This is a genomic window from Streptomyces sp. NPDC001407 (genome assembly GCF_042895325.1).
GTDB lineage: Bacteria > Actinomycetota > Actinomycetes > Streptomycetales > Streptomycetaceae > Streptomyces.
The window spans coordinates 164013-180303 of sequence record NZ_JBIAWF010000005.1; the positions used below are offsets into that span (position 1 = coordinate 164013).

A 16291-nucleotide genomic window follows, 5' to 3' on the forward strand; every position below is an offset into this window, starting at 1 on the left:
CTTGTTCCCATGAACATTCTGGGGACCTCGCTAAGGGTGTGCGTCAACGACCTCGATGCCGCCGTCGCCGTCTACGAACGCCTCACCGGCGCGGAAGCGCTCCGCTTCCAGCGCGGTGGCGTCTCCGTCGCCGCCGTCGGATGCTTCTTCCTGATGAGCGGTCCGGAGCGGGAGCTCTCGATCCTGCGGAAGATCACGGCCACGATCGCCGTCTCGGACGTCGACGAGTCGCTGGCCGATCTCCGTGCGGTGGGGGCACAGATCATCGCGGGGCCTGTCCCCACGCCTATCGGGCGGAATCTGGTGGCTCGGCATCCGGATGGGATGGTCTTCGAGTACGTCGACCGCAAGCCGGCGGTGTAGGGCGGGGGTTTGTTCCCCAGCCCCGCCCCTTCCCGGCTGCGTCTGATGTGCGGCTCCGCCGCGTGGGGGCGCGTGCGCCAGCCAGTGCCTGCGGCGCTTTGTTCCCCTGCCCCGCCCCTTCCCGAAACTGGGGCTTCGCCCCAGACCCCGCAACACGGCTTCGCCGCGTTGGTCCTCAAACGCCGGACAGGCTGATTGCACGGACCGTGGATTCGTACCTGCGGGTCGCAGGCAACGGACCACGGTCCGCATATCCAGCCCGTTGGGGGCACCTCTGGGGGCACCCCCGGACGGAGTCTGGGGGAGGTAGCTGGGGGAGTTTGAGGACGCGCCCGCAGGGCGCCCCCGCCGCAGGCGGCGAACCGGCCCGCAGCCGGGGGCCTGGGGCACGCGCCCCCCACGCGGCGGGGCCGCACATCAGACGCAGCCGGGAAGGGGCGGGGCTGGGGAAAAGCCCCCCGCCCCTACTCCGGCCGCATACGGAACTCATACCCCCACGGCACCCCCTCCGCCCGCACCCGCGCCCGCACCTCGTCCGTCACCGCCCCCTCGCCCGCGAGCAAACGCTCAGCGATCGCGTACCACGTCTCCGAGAGCGTCTCGTCGCCCTCCCGCAGGTCGGCTACCTCGAAGCCGGCGTCGAAGATTTCGCGCGCGGCCCGTGCGTCGCCGAGGGCGAGGAGGACGCGGGCGCGCAGGAGTTGGAAGCGGCCGCGTGCGGCGATGGCAGGAGGCAGGGCCGCCAGGACCGGGGTGGCGGCGGTGGGGCGGTTCACGGTGAGGAGGGCCTCGATCGTCTCCCGGGCGAGCGCGGCGAGTGCCGCCGTCCAGGAAGGGCCGTCCCCGGCCGCCTCGCGAGCGTCGGTGAAGGCGCGCAGGAAGCGGTCGGCGGCTCGCTCCGGGTGGCCGTCCTCCTGGTCGGCGACGGCGAGGCACCGCATCGACGGCCAGTGGGTCCCGGCGATCTGTTCCCAGCTGCGGACGGCCTGCGAACGGTCACCGGCGTGCCAGCGGGCGACGCCGAGGTGGTAGGCGAGGTAGTGGTCGTAGTGGGGGTTTCCGGTCTCGGCGGTCTCCAACTGGTCTCGCCAGTAGGGCGACACCAGCGTCGGCCCCGGGGGCAGCGCCCGCCGCGGCAGGGTCATGGAGCCGGTGCGCAGCAGCTCCAGCCAGGGCGCCTGCTCGTCGCCGAGGGTCGAGGGGTCGAAGGGCGTGCCGGGCAGGTCGAAGCGGCCGCGTTCGACTTCGAGGGCGCCCCAGCCGGAGCCCGTGGCCAGGCTGTCCTTGGGGTCGAGGTCGGCGTAGGGCCGCCACGCGGCGTACGCCCGCTCGACGTCCGCGCGCGGCAGCGCGGCCTCCAGCCGGGCCTCGGCCTCGGTGACCGCGGCGCGCCAGTCGGTGCCGTGCACGGTGGCCGGGTCGGCGGCCAGCGGACCGTACGCCTCCAGCCAGGAGAACTCGCCTTCCGCTTCGAGCCGGACGTGTTCCAGCTGGGTGCGGGCGAGGCCGGCCTGGATCTCGGCGTAGCCGGGGGTGCCGGGCTCGGTGAGCCACTGCTGCCAGCGGCGGCCGCCGGGCCCGGCGCCCCAGACGAAGAGCTTGCGGCCGCGCAGCAGGTCGGTCGAGGTCTGCACCAGGCCCCGGCCGTCGGCGTCCAGGGAGGCGATCCAGCGGCGCGCGCCGTCCGGGACCTCGTAGAAGAAGTCGGCGGCGTGCTCGCTGTTGAGGGGGTACGTGCGGTCGGCGCCCTCCCATTCGGGCACGGGGACGCGGCGCAGGCTGCGTTCGTAGCCGAAGCGCCAGGCTTCGGCGGCGGGGGCGAGGACCCGGCTCGTGGGGCTCTCCGGCACGGCGATGTTGGACCACCAGTAGACGGGCGCGGGCCGGTCGTGGCGGTTGCGGATCCGTACGCCCACGTAGAGGAAGTCGGAGTCGTCGGGCAGCCACAGGTCGACCTGGAACGGCAGGTCGCGCATCCGTTCCCACTCCCACAGGCGCAGCATCTCGCCGCCGTCGGGGGCCGGGACGCGGGCGGCGTGCAGGGGGGACATCGAGAGCGGGGTGTGGCCGGTGGCACCGATGTTCCACTCGATGCCGCCGGAGAACCACGCGCCGTTCAGCGCGAACTCGGCCGGCTGGACGACGGGGTTGGTGTAGAGCAGCTGGGTGCCGGTCGGCTTGTGCTCCAGGGAGTGGACGCGGCCGCCGAGGCCGGGCAGGACCGTCGCGCGCAGCCGGTCGTTCTCGATGACGATCGCCTCGACGTCGGCGGGGGTGCGCTCGCGGGAGTAGCCGTCGCGCCGCCGGACGGGCAGGACGGAGCGGAGCGGGCCGTAGCCCACCTGCCGGGCCATGGCGGCGGGGAGTCGCGCGCGCTGTGCCGCGTCGAGGTGGTGGGGCTTGAGGGGGGAGAGCAGTGCGGGCAGCGGGTTCTCCGGGCCCAGCGGGGCGACGGGAAGCGACAGCACAGCTCGTCCGATGGTCGTGGGCACGGCAACCTCGTTCTCTCAGCCCTCGTGGTCCGGGATCATTTCGGCGGTGATCGCCCAGCGCTCGTGGTCGCGCCACGCTCCGTCGATGAAGAGGAAGCCCGGTGAGAACCCCTCCCGGCGGAATCCGTGCCGCTCGACCAGTTTCAGGGAAGCGGTGTTGCCGGGCTGGATGTTCGCCTCCAGCCGGTGCAGGCCCAACGGGCCGAAGGCATGGCGGAGTACGAGCCCGAGGCCCTCGCTCAGGTGGCCGCGCCCGGCGCTGGGCGCGAAGGCGCCGTAGCCGAGTGCTCCGCTCTGGAAGCCGCCGCGCACGATGTTGTTGATGTTGACGAATCCCGCGATGGCCCCTCCGGAGTCGGGCAAGCACACCAGGAGGGACACGGACTGCCGCTCGGCGATGCGGTCGACGTAGGCCGTGAACGCGGCGTAGGCGGTGGGCATCGCCAGCCACGGGTGGTGGAGTTGCGCGCTGGCGCGGGCGAGGGCGGTGAACTCGGCCGCGTCGTCGTGGGTGAGGGGGCGGAGGGCGACGTGCGGGCCGCGGGCGATGTAGGGGGCGTGGTGCTGATCCAGGCCGTGCTGATCAGGGCCGTGGTGATCAGGGCCGTGGTGATCGGGAGCGGACACGTGGTCATCGTAAGGGCCGGTAGGGACATCGGACCGGCCCGGCAGCGGGTCCTGACGCGCCGGGTCCGCCGCGCGGCCGCCGCCCCGGGCCGTCGGCTCCGGCGTCATGGGAGTGCTCACGTCCACTTCGGCTCGTCCGTTCCCCATCGGCCGGGCGGCCGCGGCCAGTCGGCGGGGCCGCCGTCGAACCGCACCGGTGAGCCCGCGTATCGCACGCGTCCCAGCGGGCCGTCCGCTTCCCGCAGCCACTCCCCCGGCTCGTACGTACCGCCGGGCTCGCCCGTGTCCCGCGCGCCCGTTCCGCCACCGGTCAGCCACGCGGCCGTCTGCGCGAGGGCGAACCGCGCGAGGTGGGTGCCGCCGCCCGCGCACTGGTCGGTGAGCGCGCGCAGCACGGCCGCCGCCAGGAGGTATCCCGTGCCGTGGTCCAGCGCCTGCGCGGGCAGGGCGCCCGGCGTCCCGTCGGGCGCGGCCTCGGTGACCGCGATGCCGCAGGCCGCCTGGACCAGGCTGTCGAACCCGCGCCGGCCGCCCCACGGCCCGTAGCTTCCCCACGCGCTCAACTGCCCGATCACGAGGCCCGGCCGCCGTTCGGCGAGTGCCTCGGCGGACAGGCCGTGGCGGTCCAGGGCGCCGGGGCGGTAGCCGGTGACGACGACGTCCGCGGCCGCGAGGAGTTCCTCGAACGTGGCCCGGTCGGTGGGCCGTGCGAGGTCGAGCAGGGCGGAGCGCTTGCCGAAGCCCGTGTCGTTGTGGGCGTCCTGGCTCTCGGGCAGGCCCGGCGCGTCGACGCGCAGCACGTCCGCGCCGAGCAGCCCGAGCGTCCGGGTGGCCACGGGTCCGGCGATGACGCGGGTGAGGTCGAGCACGCGCAGGCCCCGCGCGGCCGGGCCGCGGTCGGGTCTGCGTACGGGCCCTGCCGCGATCCGCTCCAGGGAGAGCAGGGGGCGCCGCGCGACGGCGGCGCCCTGGGGGTGCCGGGCCCAGTCGGCGGGGGTGCGTACGGCGACGGCGAGCGCGCCTGCCGCGTACGCCGTCTCCTGCACCTCCTCGGCGCGCCGGTCGGCGAGCACGGCGGCGACGCGGGTGACGAGCGTGTCGTCGGCGGCGGTGGCGTCGACGCCGAGGGCGGCGAGGAGACGGGCGCGGTGGTGGGGGTAGTTGGCGTGGGTGCGCACCCAGCCGTCGGCGGTCCGCCAGAACCGGGACAGCGGCGCGAAGGTCGCGGCGGGGCGTCCGTCGACTCTGAGGTGGCGCTCGCTGAGGAAGGCGGTGGCCACGGCCCCGTCGTCCACGACGGCCTTCGGCAGGGTGCCGCCGCCCCGTCGTACGGCCGTCCACTCGGCCGCGGCGAGCGCGCACACCGCGACCGCCGCCCGCGCGAACTCCGCGACGGGCAGCGCGGACGGCAGTGTCCGGGCCTCGGGCCCGCCGTACCCGACGGCGGCGGTGAGCGCCGGATCACCGCCGAGCAGGGCCCAGGCCCGGTGCGCGGCGTCCGTTGATCGCTTGATCATTACGGCAGTCTGACACCGGGGGCCCGGGGCCACCAGCCCCAATTTCGTTGTCCTGCGGCCGGGCTGGAGCCCTCCGTGGCCCGTCTCCCCGGTCAGGAGGGGCTGTTGGGATCCAGGAGGTCGGCGATGCGGAGCAGGGCGGGCAGCGCCGTGCGGACGGCGGACCGCTCAGCCTCGTCCAGGGAGTCGAGGGCGTCGCTCAGGCGGCGTTCGTGGGCCTGTGCCCACGCGGTGAGTTGCCCGCGTCCGGCGTCGGTGAGGGTGACGGCGGAGGCGCGGCGGTCCTGGGGGTCGACGGCGCGGGCCACCAGCCCGGCGTTGATCATCTGGCCGATCAGGCCGCTGACGGTGCTGACGGCCAGGCGCTGCCGGGCGGCGAGGTCGCCGACCCTGGCGGGTGAGTGCTCGGCCAGGACCTGGAGCAGTTCGACCTGGGCCATGGGCAGGGTCTCCCATGGGTAGTCGGTGCGGATCGAGGCGCGCAGGGCCCGGCGGAGCCGGGTGACGGCCTCGGTCAGGAGCCGGGCGTCAGGTGCGCTCGCGGCGGCGGGCGGGGCCGCCGGCGGCCGGTTCCTGGACTGCGGGGACATGAACTCACCTTAATCGGCGGTGGGCCCGGCCGGTCCCCTGGCACAGCTCCCCGTGCCCGGCGGAGTCTTGCCCGGCTGCGGGCCTTTCGCCTCCTCCGGCCGCCTTCCCCGGACTCCGTCCGGGGTGCCCCGACGGACCGGGCCACACATCCGTATCGGCCGCGTCCAGCCCGTCCGGCACTTGAGGGCGCCGACCGGACCTGCCCGGTCACCGCTCGGCGCGAAAGCGAAGGCTGCGTGCGACAGCGAGCGTGGTCAGCGACACCAGGAGCAGGGTGAGGACGGCGCGCCGCGGGCCGTCCGTGCCGACGGGGAGTTGGAGGGCGAGGGAGACGAGGGCGACGCCGAGCGCCGTGCCCAGGCCGCGGGCCATGTTGACGAGCCCGCCGCCGGTGCCGGAGGAGCGCGCGGGGATCGCGGCCATGACGAGGGTGTTGTTGGCGGGGACGTGGACGCCGAGCCCCAGGCCGAGGAGGGCGAGGAGCGGTGTCAGCGACGTGGCGTCCCAGGGCAGGAGGAGCATCAGCGCCAGCGCTCCCGTGGCCATGGCGGCGCCCAGCGTGCAGCGGGCGCGACCGCCCCAGGTGTACGGCAGGGCCCTGTCGGCGGTGGCCGCGGCGAGGGCGAAGCCCGCCGGGAGCGCACTGAGCACCAGTCCCGCGCTCAGGTCGGAGTAGCCGCGCGCGGTGAGCGCGAGGGGCACGAGCACGAGGGGCCCGAAGAGGACCAGGTAGGCGCACAGGGCCCCGGTCAGCCCGAGCCGTACGGCCCTGTCGCGCAGCAGGGCGGGGCTGAGCAGGGGGCGGGCGGCGCGGCGCTGGCGGACGGTGAAGCCGCTGGTCGCGCCCGCCGCGAGGACGAACAGCGCGACGGTCCACGGGACGGGCACGGCCGGGCGGGACAGGAGCGAGAGGGCCAGCAGGAGGCCGGTGGTGGCGAGGGCCAGGAGCGCGAGCCCGGGCCAGTCGAAGCCGCCGGCGCGGTGGCGGGTCCGGGTGCGCGGCAGCAGGTAGTGCCCGGCGAGCAACGCGGCCAGTCCGACGGGGACGTTGAGGGCGAAGATCCACCGCCAGCCGAGGGTGGAGACCAGCACGCCGCCCGTAAGGGGCCCCAGCGCGAGCCCGAGCGCCTGGGCCGCCGCCTGCACTCCGAGTGCGAGGCGCAGCCGGCCCGGGGGCGCGCAGGTCCGCACCAGGGCGACGCTGTTGGCCTGCATCATCGCCGCGCCCGCCGCCTGCACGACGCGCAGGGCGATCAGCGCGGGGAGATCCGGTGCCAGCGCGCAGGCGGCGGAGCCGGCGGTGAAGACGACGAAGCCGTGGAGGTAGAGCAGTTTGCGGCCGTGGGCGTCGGAGAGCCGGCCCACGGGCAGCAGCAGGGCGACGAGGGTGAGGAGGTAGGCGACGGAGACCCAGGTGACGGCGGCGAGCGACGCGTGGAACTCCGCGCGGAGGCTGCCGTAGGCGAGGGTGACGATGCTCGCGTCGAGCTGGCCCATGAAGGCACCGAGGCACACGGTCGCGACGGCGGGCCGCCAGGCGCCCGGGCTGCTGCGTACGCGCTCCGGACGCTCGCGCTCGCGCGTCAGGACGCCGGGCACGCGGCGGCCGGGGGTGCGCGGACGTATCAGGTCGTCTGTCATGTGCGCCGCCTCCTGACCTCTCGCCTCCCCTTCTGCCCTCTTCCGAGATTACATCGGTCACCGAACTATTCGGCTACCGATGCATGACGGCGCACAGAGGCGCGGGTGGCGCCCGTGGGGCGCGCCCGACGGCGCGCGGGGCTGCGCGCGCTCCCGCGGGAAATCCCCGGAAGGGATTCCCTGGAATTCACCGGCATTCACTTTCCCGTGCACCTTCCAGGGAGTTCCCCGAACGTGGTTTCCCTCTTGCGGCGACGCCACCGGAAATGCCAGCGTGCAACGGACGACGCACAGCGATCAGAGGGCAGGAGTCCACCAAGAAAGCCGATCTACCTGCGGTGATGCCCGACGGTCCGCGTCGCCCGACCACCTGGTACCGGATTACGGCAGCGCGAGAAAAATTCCAGATGATAAACACAGGAGACGTCATGCCGCACCCGCAGACCATTCGGTATCTGTCGCGTGCGACGGCCCGGATCCGCGGGCTTCTGCCGGGCCGCGACGACCTCGCCGGAATGCGCACGTCACCGCGCGAGGACGTCCTGGCCGGACTGACCGTGGCCGTGGCCGCGCTGCCCCTGTCCCTCGGCCTCGGCATTGCCTCCGGGCTGGGCGCGCGGGCGGGCCTGGTCAGCGCCGTGGTGGCCGGGGGGCTCGCGGCACTGCTCGGCGGTTCGAAGCTGCAGATCACCGGCCCGACCGGGCTCCTCGCCGTGGCCCTGCTGCCGGTCGCGCGGGCCCATGGGGCGCCGGGGGTGCTGACGACGGGCCTGCTGGCCGGTCTCGCGCTCATGGCCGCCGCCCACCTCGGGCTCAGCCGGTACGTTCGCCTGGTGCCCGTACCCGTCGTCACGGGCTTCGTCACCGGCAGCGCCGGCGTGCTCCTCTGCCAGCAGCTTCCCACCGCGACCGGCAGCCGGGCCGCGGAGGGCGAGGGCGTCGTCGTCCCGGCGGTACGGGCCCTCGGCGACCTCGCGCCCGACCGGCACGGGGCCGCCGCGGCGATGACGATCGGCGTGCTCGCGCTGTGCCTGGCAGGCAGCCGGCTGCGGCCCGCCCTGCCCGTCCCGCTCATGGCCGTGGCCCTCGCGACCGTCCTCACCCACTTCCTGCACCTGCCGCTCGCCACGATCGGTCCGCTGCCCGCGGGACTCCCGGCCCCCTCCCTCGGCTTCGTCTCCCCGGCGCTCGTCCCGCAGTTGCTGCCCTCGGTGTTCGCCGTCGTGGCGCTGAGCGCGCTCGAAGCCCTGAGGACGGCGGCCGCGGCGGACTCGCTGACCGATTCCGAGCGCCATGACGGCGACCGCGTGCTCTTCGGCCTGGCGGCCGCGAACGCGATCACGCCCGTGTTCGGCGGGATGGCCGCGACGGGCACCGTCTGCCGCACCGGCATCAACATCCGCGCCGGCGCCCTCTCCCGGCTGGCCGCCCTCGTCAACGCGGCCGCCCTCGCGCTCGTCGCCCTCACCGCCGGTCCGCTGATGTCCGCCGTTCCCCTGGCCGCGATCGCCGGGGTCCTCGTCGCCACCGCCGTGCGCATGGTCGACCTCGCGGCGCTGCGGGCCCTGCGCGGCTCCGGCCACGGGCAGTTGGCGGTGGCGGCCGTGACCGCGACGACCACCGTGCTGTTCGACCTCGTCACCGGCATCACGGTCGGGGCCGTGCTCACCGCGGCCCTCGCGCTGCACGCGGTCACGAAGTCCGCCGCCGTCCACCGCATGCTCCCCCGGCAGTCCCGGGACGGCGAGGCGCCGCCGCCCGCACCCGACGACGCGTCCGTCGCCGTCTACCGCATCGACGGGCCGCTGCTGTTCACGACCGCCGACCGCCTGCTGAAACCCGTCAGCCGCTCCCAGGCCACCGTGACCATCCTGCACATGGCCCGCGTCACCCTCATCGACGCCACCGGTGTGCTCGCCCTCGGGGAGGCCATCGACAGCCACCACCGGCGGCGCGCCCACATCCTGCTCAGCGGCATCCGCCCGAACCACCGCCCCCACCTCGACGCGCTGGGCGTCCTGCGCAGGCTGCGCTCGCACGAACACCACGCCTTTCCCGCCCCGGCCGACGCGTTCCGCTACGCACAGCGCGCCCTGCTCAACCCGCCCGCACTCCCCGGCCCGGCACCGACCGGTTCCTGGCTGGAGACGGGTGACACGATGTCCGGATGAAACCGGTGACATCCGAAGTGACGCGTATATCCCGCAAGCCTCTCGTCCGGCTCGCCGGTCTCCTCACAGCAGGCCTCCTCACGGCGTGCGGCGCCCCGGTGCCGGGGCCGGCACCGGAGACGGCCGGCCGGCCGGGCGACCGGCCTTCCCCCGACGCGATGTCCGGCGCGCCCGACGTGCTCGACTGCCCCTCGTCCGGGCTGCTCGCCCAGGCGGGCGAGGCCAACGCGGCGATGGGGCTGCGGGTGCTGACGGTCGAGCTGACCAACTGCGGCACGGATACGAAGACCGTCAACGGCTATCCGGACATCCAGATCCTCGACAGCGACCGGAAGCCTGTGGAGGTGGAACTCGAACGCGGAGCGGCGTCCGTCCTCGGCCAGGACGACTTCGACGCCGGGCCCGTGGAAGTGACTCTGGCGCCGGGCGGGAAGGCCAGGGCACGACTGGCGTGGCGCAACACGGTGGACGACCTGACCAAGTCCCCCGTCACCGGCGCGTACCTGTCCCTCGCCACCGCACCCGGCTCCGCCCGGCAGAACGTCCCCGAGACCATCGACCTCGGCACCACGGGCAGACTGGGCCTGAGTGCCTGGGCCGCCCCCTCCCTGCCGGGCGGGAAGGTGCGGCAGTGATGATGGCCCGATGAACCGTCTCGGGCTCGTGACCCTCGTCGTTCGTGACTACGACGAGGCCATCGACTTCTACGTCCACTCCGCCGGCTTCGAACTCGTCGAGGACACGCGCCTCGACGAGCACAAACGGTGGGTGGTCGTGGCCCCGCCCGGCGCGAAGGAGACCGGCGTGCTCCTCGCCCGGGCCGTCACCCCGGAGCAGGAGGCGCGGATCGGCGACCAGACGGGCGGGCGAGTGAGCCTCTTCCTCCACACCGACGATTTCGCGCGGGACCACGCCCGGATGCGAGCGGCCGGTGTCACCTTCGAGGAGGAGCCCCGCCAGGAGCCGTACGGCACGGTGGCCGTCTTCCAGGACCTCTACGGCAACCGCTGGGACCTCCTCGGGAGCTGAGGCTCCAACTGCCTGCCCGGCCTTCGCTAGGGCAGGCGCACGGACTGCGTGTGCCGGAAGACGTTCTTCGGGTCCCAGGCCGCCTTGACGCGCTGCAGGCGCGGGTAGTTGTCCTTGTAGTACAGCCGCGCCCACGGCGTCTTGGACGTGTTCCACGCCGGGTCGCCGAGGTCCGTGTCCGGGTAGTTGACGTAGCAGCCGTCGTTGACGTCGTCGGGGACGGGCACGCCGCCGGTCCCGGCGTACACGTCGCGGTACAGCTCACGGATCCACGTCAGGTGGCGGGCGTCCTCGGCGGGGTCGGTCCAGTACGTCTGGTACTGGAGCTTGAGCACCGAGTCGCGCTGGGCCACCGCCGTGTCGGCGGGGGCGACGGCGTTGATGCGGCCGCCGTAGGAGTCGACCTGCACCAGGGCGTCGGGGTTGGTGTAGTCCGTGCGGGACAGGTGCCGGTGCAGGGCCTCGATCTGGGCGTCGGTGAAGCCCTTGCGCATGTACGCCGACTTGTACTTGCCGCGCAGCGTCGGGTTGGCACCGCTGAGCGAGTCGGTCGCCAGGAACCACGGCAGCCGCCTGGGCGCGGAGAACTCCGGCATCGCCGCGTGCTCGCCCATGCGCTGGGTCATCGCCCGGCGCGTGATGCCCACCCCGTCGTGAATGGCCGTCAGATAGTCGTCGAGCATGCGCCGCGCGCCCGGCACGGTGGCGTCCACCTGCGTGACCAGACCGACCTGGCCGGCCGAGCGGTGCGTCAGCTTCAGCAGTCCGAAGAGCGCGTTGTACGGCGAGTCGGGTGCGCTGTTGCGCTCGTGCCACGTGCCCCAGTTCCGCAGCAGCCTGGCGAACGACGCCTTGTCGAGGTCGTCCCACTTCAGGGCCGTGGCGTGGACGAACACCTCGGACGGCGGCCGGGGCAGCAGGGTGGACGGGTCACTTCCGCCGGCGCCCGGCGACCGGAGCCAGTACCGCGTGATCACACCGAAGTTGCCGCCCCCGCCGCCGGTGTGGGCCCACCACAGCTCCCGGTTGGGGTCGTCGGGCTCCCGGGTCGCCACGACCGCCCGCGCGGTCCCCTTCTTGTCGACCACGACGACCTCGACGCCGTAGAGGTGGTCGACGGTGAGCCCGTGCTGTCGCGAGAGCAGACCGTAGCCGCCGCCGGATATGTGTCCGCCGGCGCTGACGGAATAGCACGAGCCCGCGGGCAGCCCCACGCCCCACATCTTGTACAGCGTCTCGTACACCGCGAGGTTCGACGCCCCCGCCTCGACCGCGAACGCCCGGCGGGCAGGGTCGAAGTAGACCTCCGTCATCGCGGACATGTCGATGACGGCCTGCACGTCCTTGTTGAAGACGAAGTCCTCGTAACAGTGACCGCCGCTGCGGACGGCGATCCGCTTCCCGGCCGACACGGCTTCCTGGACGGCGCTCACCACCTGTTCCGTGGAGGTGACCAGGCGGACGTACTCGGGCGCGCCGACCCACCGCTGGTTGATGCCGCGGACGAGGTCGGCGTAGCGGGAATCGCCCGGTGTGACCGTCACCGCCGCGGGCGCCGGTATCCCCGGCGGCGGGGCGGCCTGCGCGCGCGTGGGCACGGCCGCGGCGAGGGCGGCACCGCTGGCGGCGACGCCTCCGGTCAGCAGACTGCGGCGCCCGATGGGCGCCGTACGACCGGTGTTGCTCATGATCGGTCCCCCTGGGACTTCAGGTACGGGCTTCGCCCCAGATTTGATCATGAACGTGAACGACGTGTCCGATCCCCGTATGCCCAGGGCAGCGGCGGAAGTGGAAGGCATTGCCCTACTCCCTTACGCCTGGAAGGCTTTGCCCATGAGGCATACCGAGGTGGACGAGGGTCCGACGACGGCCGACTCCACCGCACAGCGGGCGCGGATCGTACAGGCAGCCGCCGAGACCATCGCCGACTACGGACTCCTGGGCGCGTCCCTCGCCCGGATCGCCGAGCGGGCCGACGCGACCGGAAATCTGGTGGTCCATCACCACTTCAAGAACAAACAGCAGTTGATCGACGAGTTGGTCGCGGACGTCCAGGCCGGGCTGGGGCAGCTGACAGCGGAGCGGGTGCGGCAGGAGACGACGGCCCGGGGCAGGTTCCTCGCCCTCCTGCGGGCCCACGTCGAGTTCACCGGCGCGCACCGCGTCCAGATGAGCGCGCTCCTGGCGATCTTCACCAACAGCGGCTTCCCGTTCGCGGCGGCCGGCCGCGCCGACGCGCTGGCCCCCATCGAGGCGATCCTGCGCGACGGCCAGGCCAGTGGCGAATTCCGCGCCTTCGACCCCAGGGTGATGGCCTCACTGGCCCAGTGCACGCTGGAGGGCCTGCCGGTCCTGCTGGAGACCGACCCAGAGCTGGACCTCGCGGTCTACGCGCACGAGGTGACGACGCTCTTCGACGTGGCGACGCGGCGGGTGCCCTAGGAGGAGCTACCGGACTTCACGTACCAGCGCAGCCGCGCCGGGCTCGCTCACGTGGGTGACTCCGCCTGGTTCGGTAGGGTTCGGGACCATCTCAGCCTATACGGGCGTCGCCACCGCGATCGCGGCCGCGTAGCCGGGGTCCACCTCGATGTCGGTCAGCGTCCAGCCCGGCGGTGGGCCGGGGGTGGGCGTGGTGCCGACGTAGGTCTTGGCCGGGCTCTCCGAAAGGCCCGTTCCCAGACCCTTGAGATACGCCTCCTTGCGCGTCCAGCAGCGCGCGAACGCCGCCGGGAGCTGCGCGGCCGTCAGCGCCGCCAGCTCGGCGCGCTCGTCGGGGTGGAGCATCCGTGCCACCTCGGCCGCGACCTCGGCCGACTGCTCCCGCTCCACGTCCGCCCCGACCGGGGTGTCGGCGAAGGCGATGAAGGCCAGGTCACCGGCGTGCGACAAATTGAAGTGAAAGGGCGCGCCCAGCACGGCGGGACGCCCGTGCGGACCGCCGCAGCCGGGGCACGGCTCGCGCGTCAGCTCGACGGCGGCCGGATCCGCACCGAGGTACGCGCCGAGCAGGCGGCGCAGGGCGAGGTGGCTGGCGACGTAGCGGGTACGGAGGTTCTCCGTGGCGAAGGCGGCGGCTCTGGCTTGCTCTTGGGGGTCGAGGGTCTGTCTGTGGGTGGGTGGGGGGTCGGTGATCCGCAGTAGCCACGTCCGGGCCGGGCCGGGGGTCCAGGGGGTGGGGTCCGGGTCGTGGCCGAGGATCTGGGGAGGGGCGGTCATGGGGGGGCTCCTTGTCGGTGCAGTGCGCTTGATTTTTCCCTGAAGTGGGCGCCTGCGGCGCTTTGTTCCCCTACCCCGCCCCTTCCCGAAACTGGGGCTCTGCCCCAGACCCCGACGTGCGGCTCCGTCGCCGCCTGCGGCGGGAGCGGCCTGCGGCCGCGTCCTCAAACTCCCCCAGCTACCTCCCCCAGACTCCGTCCGGGGGTGCCCCCAGAGGTGCCCCCAACGGGCTGAAAAGCAAAAGCATGGCGCGCCCGGCGAAAAGAAAAGAAAGACTGGCGTGCCCCGAAGCCGGAACGAGCCTGCACTTGCCCTCCGGTGGGAGGGGGTGGGGTCGGAGGGTGGGGTTCTGGAACGCGGTGCGACTTCACGGCACCCAATACGGATCACGGCGCCCGCACCGCGTTCCAGGTCCTCAGCCCGGAGGCCCCACCCCCGGCACCCACCACACACCCAAGCCCGGCCGGCGTTTGAGGCCACGCCCGAAGGGCGTCCCGCCGCAGGCGCGAACCGAGCCGCACCCGACAACGGCGAACCCCCACAACCCCAGCCCGGCCGGCGCCTGAGGCCACCCCACCCCAGCCACAACACACCCGCACCCGACAACCGCTCACCCTCCAAGCGACAGCACCAACCCCCCACCCACCTCCACCCCGAACGTCTGCGCATAAAGCGACAGTTCCGCCCGCAGCGCACAGATCACCGTCTCGGCCCGCCGGAAGCCATGGCCCTCCCCCTCGAACGTGAGGTAAGCGTGCGGCACCCCCCGACCGGCCATCGCCGCCACGAACCGCTCGCTCTGGCCCGGTGGGCAGATGGGGTCCTCCAGGCCCTGGAGCAGCAGGAAGGGCGCCGAGATGCGGTGCGCGCCGTGCAGTGGTGAGCGCTCGCGGCAGCGGTCTGGCTCCTTCGTCGGCGAGCCCACCAGGGACTCCGCGTAGCGGGACTCGAAGTCGTGTGTTCCGTCGGCCGCCCAGGTCAGCAGGTCGAGCACCGGATAGGCGATGGTGCCGCAGGCGTAGAGACCGGTGGAGGCGAGGGACGCCGCCGCCGTCCAGCCACCGGCGCTGCCACCGCGGATCGCCAGCCGGGCCCGGTCGGCGGTGCCCTCCTCGGCCAGGGCTTCCGCGACGGCGGCGCAGTCCTCCACGTCGACCGTGCCCCACGCCTCGCGCAGCCGCTCGCGGTAGGCGCGGCCGTAGCCGGTCGAGCCGCCGTAGTTCACCTCGGCGACCCCGATGCCGCGCGAGGTGAAGTAGGCGATCTCCAGGTCGAGGACGAGCGGGGATCGGCTGGTGGGACCGCCGTGCGCCCACACCACGAACGGCGGCAGTTCGCCGTCGGGTGCGGCGTGGTCGGGGTTGTGCGGCGGGTAGACGTGGGCGTGGATCTCCCGGCCGCCGGGCCCGGTGAAGGTGCGGACCCTGGGCCGGGGGTAGTAGGCGGGGTCCACGGCGTCGGTGTGGCGGGCGCCGATCGCGCGGGCGCGGCCGGTGCGGGTGTCGAGCTCCACCACCTCGTAGGAGGTGCGGTCGCTCGCGGCCACCCCGACGACGCGGGTGCCGCTCACCGCCAGGGCCGGGGCCCACTCCGTCCAGGGCCCGGCCGCGTCGGCGACCTCTCCGGTCGCCGGGTCGAGTATGCCGAGGACCGCGGCGCCCCTGCCGTGCAGCACCGCGATCAGACCGCTGGCCAGCGGCGCGAACCAGCGCTGGTGCGTGCGCCACAGCGGTCCCGCGAACTCCTCCTCGCGGGCGCAGAGATTGACGTTCAGTCCGCTGTCCACATCCACCCGGTGCAGGTTCCACCAGCCGCTGCGGTCGGTCGCCGCGATCAGGGAGCCGTCCGGTGCCCACTCGGTCTGGGCGACGGACTCCTCCGGTCCGCCCAGGAGCGTACGCACCTCGGTGAAGCCGCCGTCGGTGACCCGGGCGGTCTTCAGCTCGCTGCCGTCCCAGGGCATCCGGGGGTGGTCCCAGGCGATCCAGGCCGCCCGCCGGCCGTCCGGGGAGAGGCGCGGCCCGGTCAGGAAGCGGTGCGCGTCGTCGGTGAGCTCGCGGACCGCGGACCGGTCCCGGGCCGCCGAACCGTCCAGCGGCACGGCGGCGATCACTCTGCGGACGTCGGTGGGGCGCTCGCCCGTGAATTCCTCCAGCACGCACCACACTTCGCCGCGCTCGACGACGAGCACGGGGTCCGCCCAGCGCAGCCCGCCGCCGACCGGGGAGACCGGGGTCAGCGGCCGGGGCTCCGTACCGTCCGGCGCGTCGGGCTCGACGGCGTACAGCCGCTGGTCGGCGAAGTGCGTGAACACCACCAGCGGCCCGCCCCCGTCCCGGGGAACCGCCGCCCAGGGGCCACCGCCGTACTCGATGACCCTGCTGCGTACGTTCCACGGCACGTCGAGCACCGACGACTCGGTGCCGTCGGACCGCCGTCGCACCAGGGCGTGGCGGCCGCCCTCCGCCGGGCGTGGCTCGACCCACCACACCTCGTCACCGACCATGCCCACGGCATCGGGCCGGCCTCCGGCGTGGGCCGCGTGCGCGGCGTCGATCGGGGACTGCCAGGCTCCGTAGGGCGCCGTGGACACCATGTCCGTCACGTCTCCTTGTCCATCGGGGAATTCACCGCTAAATCG

The 16291-nt window shown here is 73.7% G+C and carries 13 protein-coding genes; 5 read left to right on the plus strand and 8 right to left on the minus strand.

The annotated features are described in order from the left end of the window. The first annotated feature begins 9 nt into the window (after positions 1-9). On the plus strand, positions 10-363 hold the full coding sequence (locus tag ACFY1P_RS09975) for a VOC family protein (protein ID WP_361531316.1): 354 nt from the start codon (positions 10-12) through the stop codon (positions 361-363). Between the two features lie 464 nt (positions 364-827). Here the strand turns inward: ACFY1P_RS09975 and ACFY1P_RS09980 are convergent, their stop codons facing one another. The 5 genes from ACFY1P_RS09980 to ACFY1P_RS10000 form a co-directional block, all read right to left on the minus strand. Next, entirely contained in the window at positions 828-2855 is a 2028-nt protein-coding gene (locus ACFY1P_RS09980) for a DUF5107 domain-containing protein (RefSeq protein ID WP_390750360.1), read from the minus strand. Between the two features lie 15 nt (positions 2856-2870). Continuing rightward, positions 2871-3428: a GNAT family N-acetyltransferase gene (locus tag ACFY1P_RS09985; protein WP_390750467.1), complete on the minus strand. Its 558-nt coding sequence runs from the start codon at positions 3426-3428 to the stop codon at positions 2871-2873. A 170-nt stretch (positions 3429-3598) separates the two neighbouring features. Continuing rightward, a complete protein-coding gene (locus ACFY1P_RS09990) occupies positions 3599-4999 on the minus strand; it encodes a CoA transferase (RefSeq protein ID WP_390750361.1) in 1401 nt (466 codons plus the stop codon). A gap of 92 nt (positions 5000-5091) precedes the next feature. After that, the gene (locus tag ACFY1P_RS09995; protein WP_361531307.1) at positions 5092-5589 is read right to left on the minus strand and encodes a MarR family transcriptional regulator; all 498 of its coding nucleotides are present in this window, start codon (positions 5587-5589) and stop codon (positions 5092-5094) included. A gap of 208 nt (positions 5590-5797) precedes the next feature. Next, positions 5798-7231, minus strand: a complete 1434-nt coding sequence (locus tag ACFY1P_RS10000) for an MFS transporter (RefSeq protein ID WP_390750362.1) — start codon at positions 7229-7231, stop codon at positions 5798-5800. Between the two features lie 428 nt (positions 7232-7659). Here ACFY1P_RS10000 and ACFY1P_RS10005 point away from each other — a divergent pair, with 428 nt between their 5' ends. Genes ACFY1P_RS10005 through ACFY1P_RS10015 form a run of 3 tightly spaced genes read left to right on the plus strand, consistent with a single transcriptional unit; the run spans position 7660 to position 10431 of the window. Beyond that, positions 7660-9402, plus strand: coding sequence for a SulP family inorganic anion transporter (locus ACFY1P_RS10005; protein WP_390750363.1), 1743 nt, complete (start codon positions 7660-7662; stop codon positions 9400-9402). Then, positions 9399-10037, plus strand: a complete 639-nt coding sequence (locus ACFY1P_RS10010; RefSeq protein ID WP_390750364.1) for a DUF4232 domain-containing protein — start codon at positions 9399-9401, stop codon at positions 10035-10037. The genes ACFY1P_RS10005 and ACFY1P_RS10010 overlap by 4 nt, the downstream gene beginning before the upstream one ends. A 10-nt stretch (positions 10038-10047) precedes the next feature. Further along, positions 10048-10431, plus strand: coding sequence for a VOC family protein (locus tag ACFY1P_RS10015; RefSeq protein WP_361531295.1), 384 nt, complete (start codon positions 10048-10050; stop codon positions 10429-10431). A gap of 26 nt (positions 10432-10457) precedes the next feature. On the opposite strand, the gene ACFY1P_RS10020 is transcribed toward ACFY1P_RS10015, so the two are convergent. After that, positions 10458-12119: an FAD-binding oxidoreductase gene (locus tag ACFY1P_RS10020; protein WP_390750365.1), complete on the minus strand. Its 1662-nt coding sequence runs from the start codon at positions 12117-12119 to the stop codon at positions 10458-10460. A 145-nt stretch (positions 12120-12264) separates the two neighbouring features. Here ACFY1P_RS10020 and ACFY1P_RS10025 point away from each other — a divergent pair, with 145 nt between their 5' ends. Continuing rightward, entirely contained in the window at positions 12265-12873 is a 609-nt protein-coding gene (locus ACFY1P_RS10025) for a TetR/AcrR family transcriptional regulator (protein WP_361531289.1), read from the plus strand. A gap of 96 nt (positions 12874-12969) precedes the next feature. Here ACFY1P_RS10025 and ACFY1P_RS10030 read toward each other — a convergent pair whose 3' ends face one another. Then, complete coding sequence (locus ACFY1P_RS10030) at positions 12970-13650, minus strand: 4'-phosphopantetheinyl transferase superfamily protein (RefSeq protein ID WP_361531286.1); 681 nt, start codon at positions 13648-13650, stop codon at positions 12970-12972. A 610-nt stretch (positions 13651-14260) separates the two neighbouring features. Continuing rightward, positions 14261-16246, minus strand: coding sequence for a prolyl oligopeptidase family serine peptidase (locus ACFY1P_RS10035; RefSeq protein WP_390750468.1), 1986 nt, complete (start codon positions 16244-16246; stop codon positions 14261-14263). Between the last annotated feature and the right edge of the window lie 45 nt (positions 16247-16291).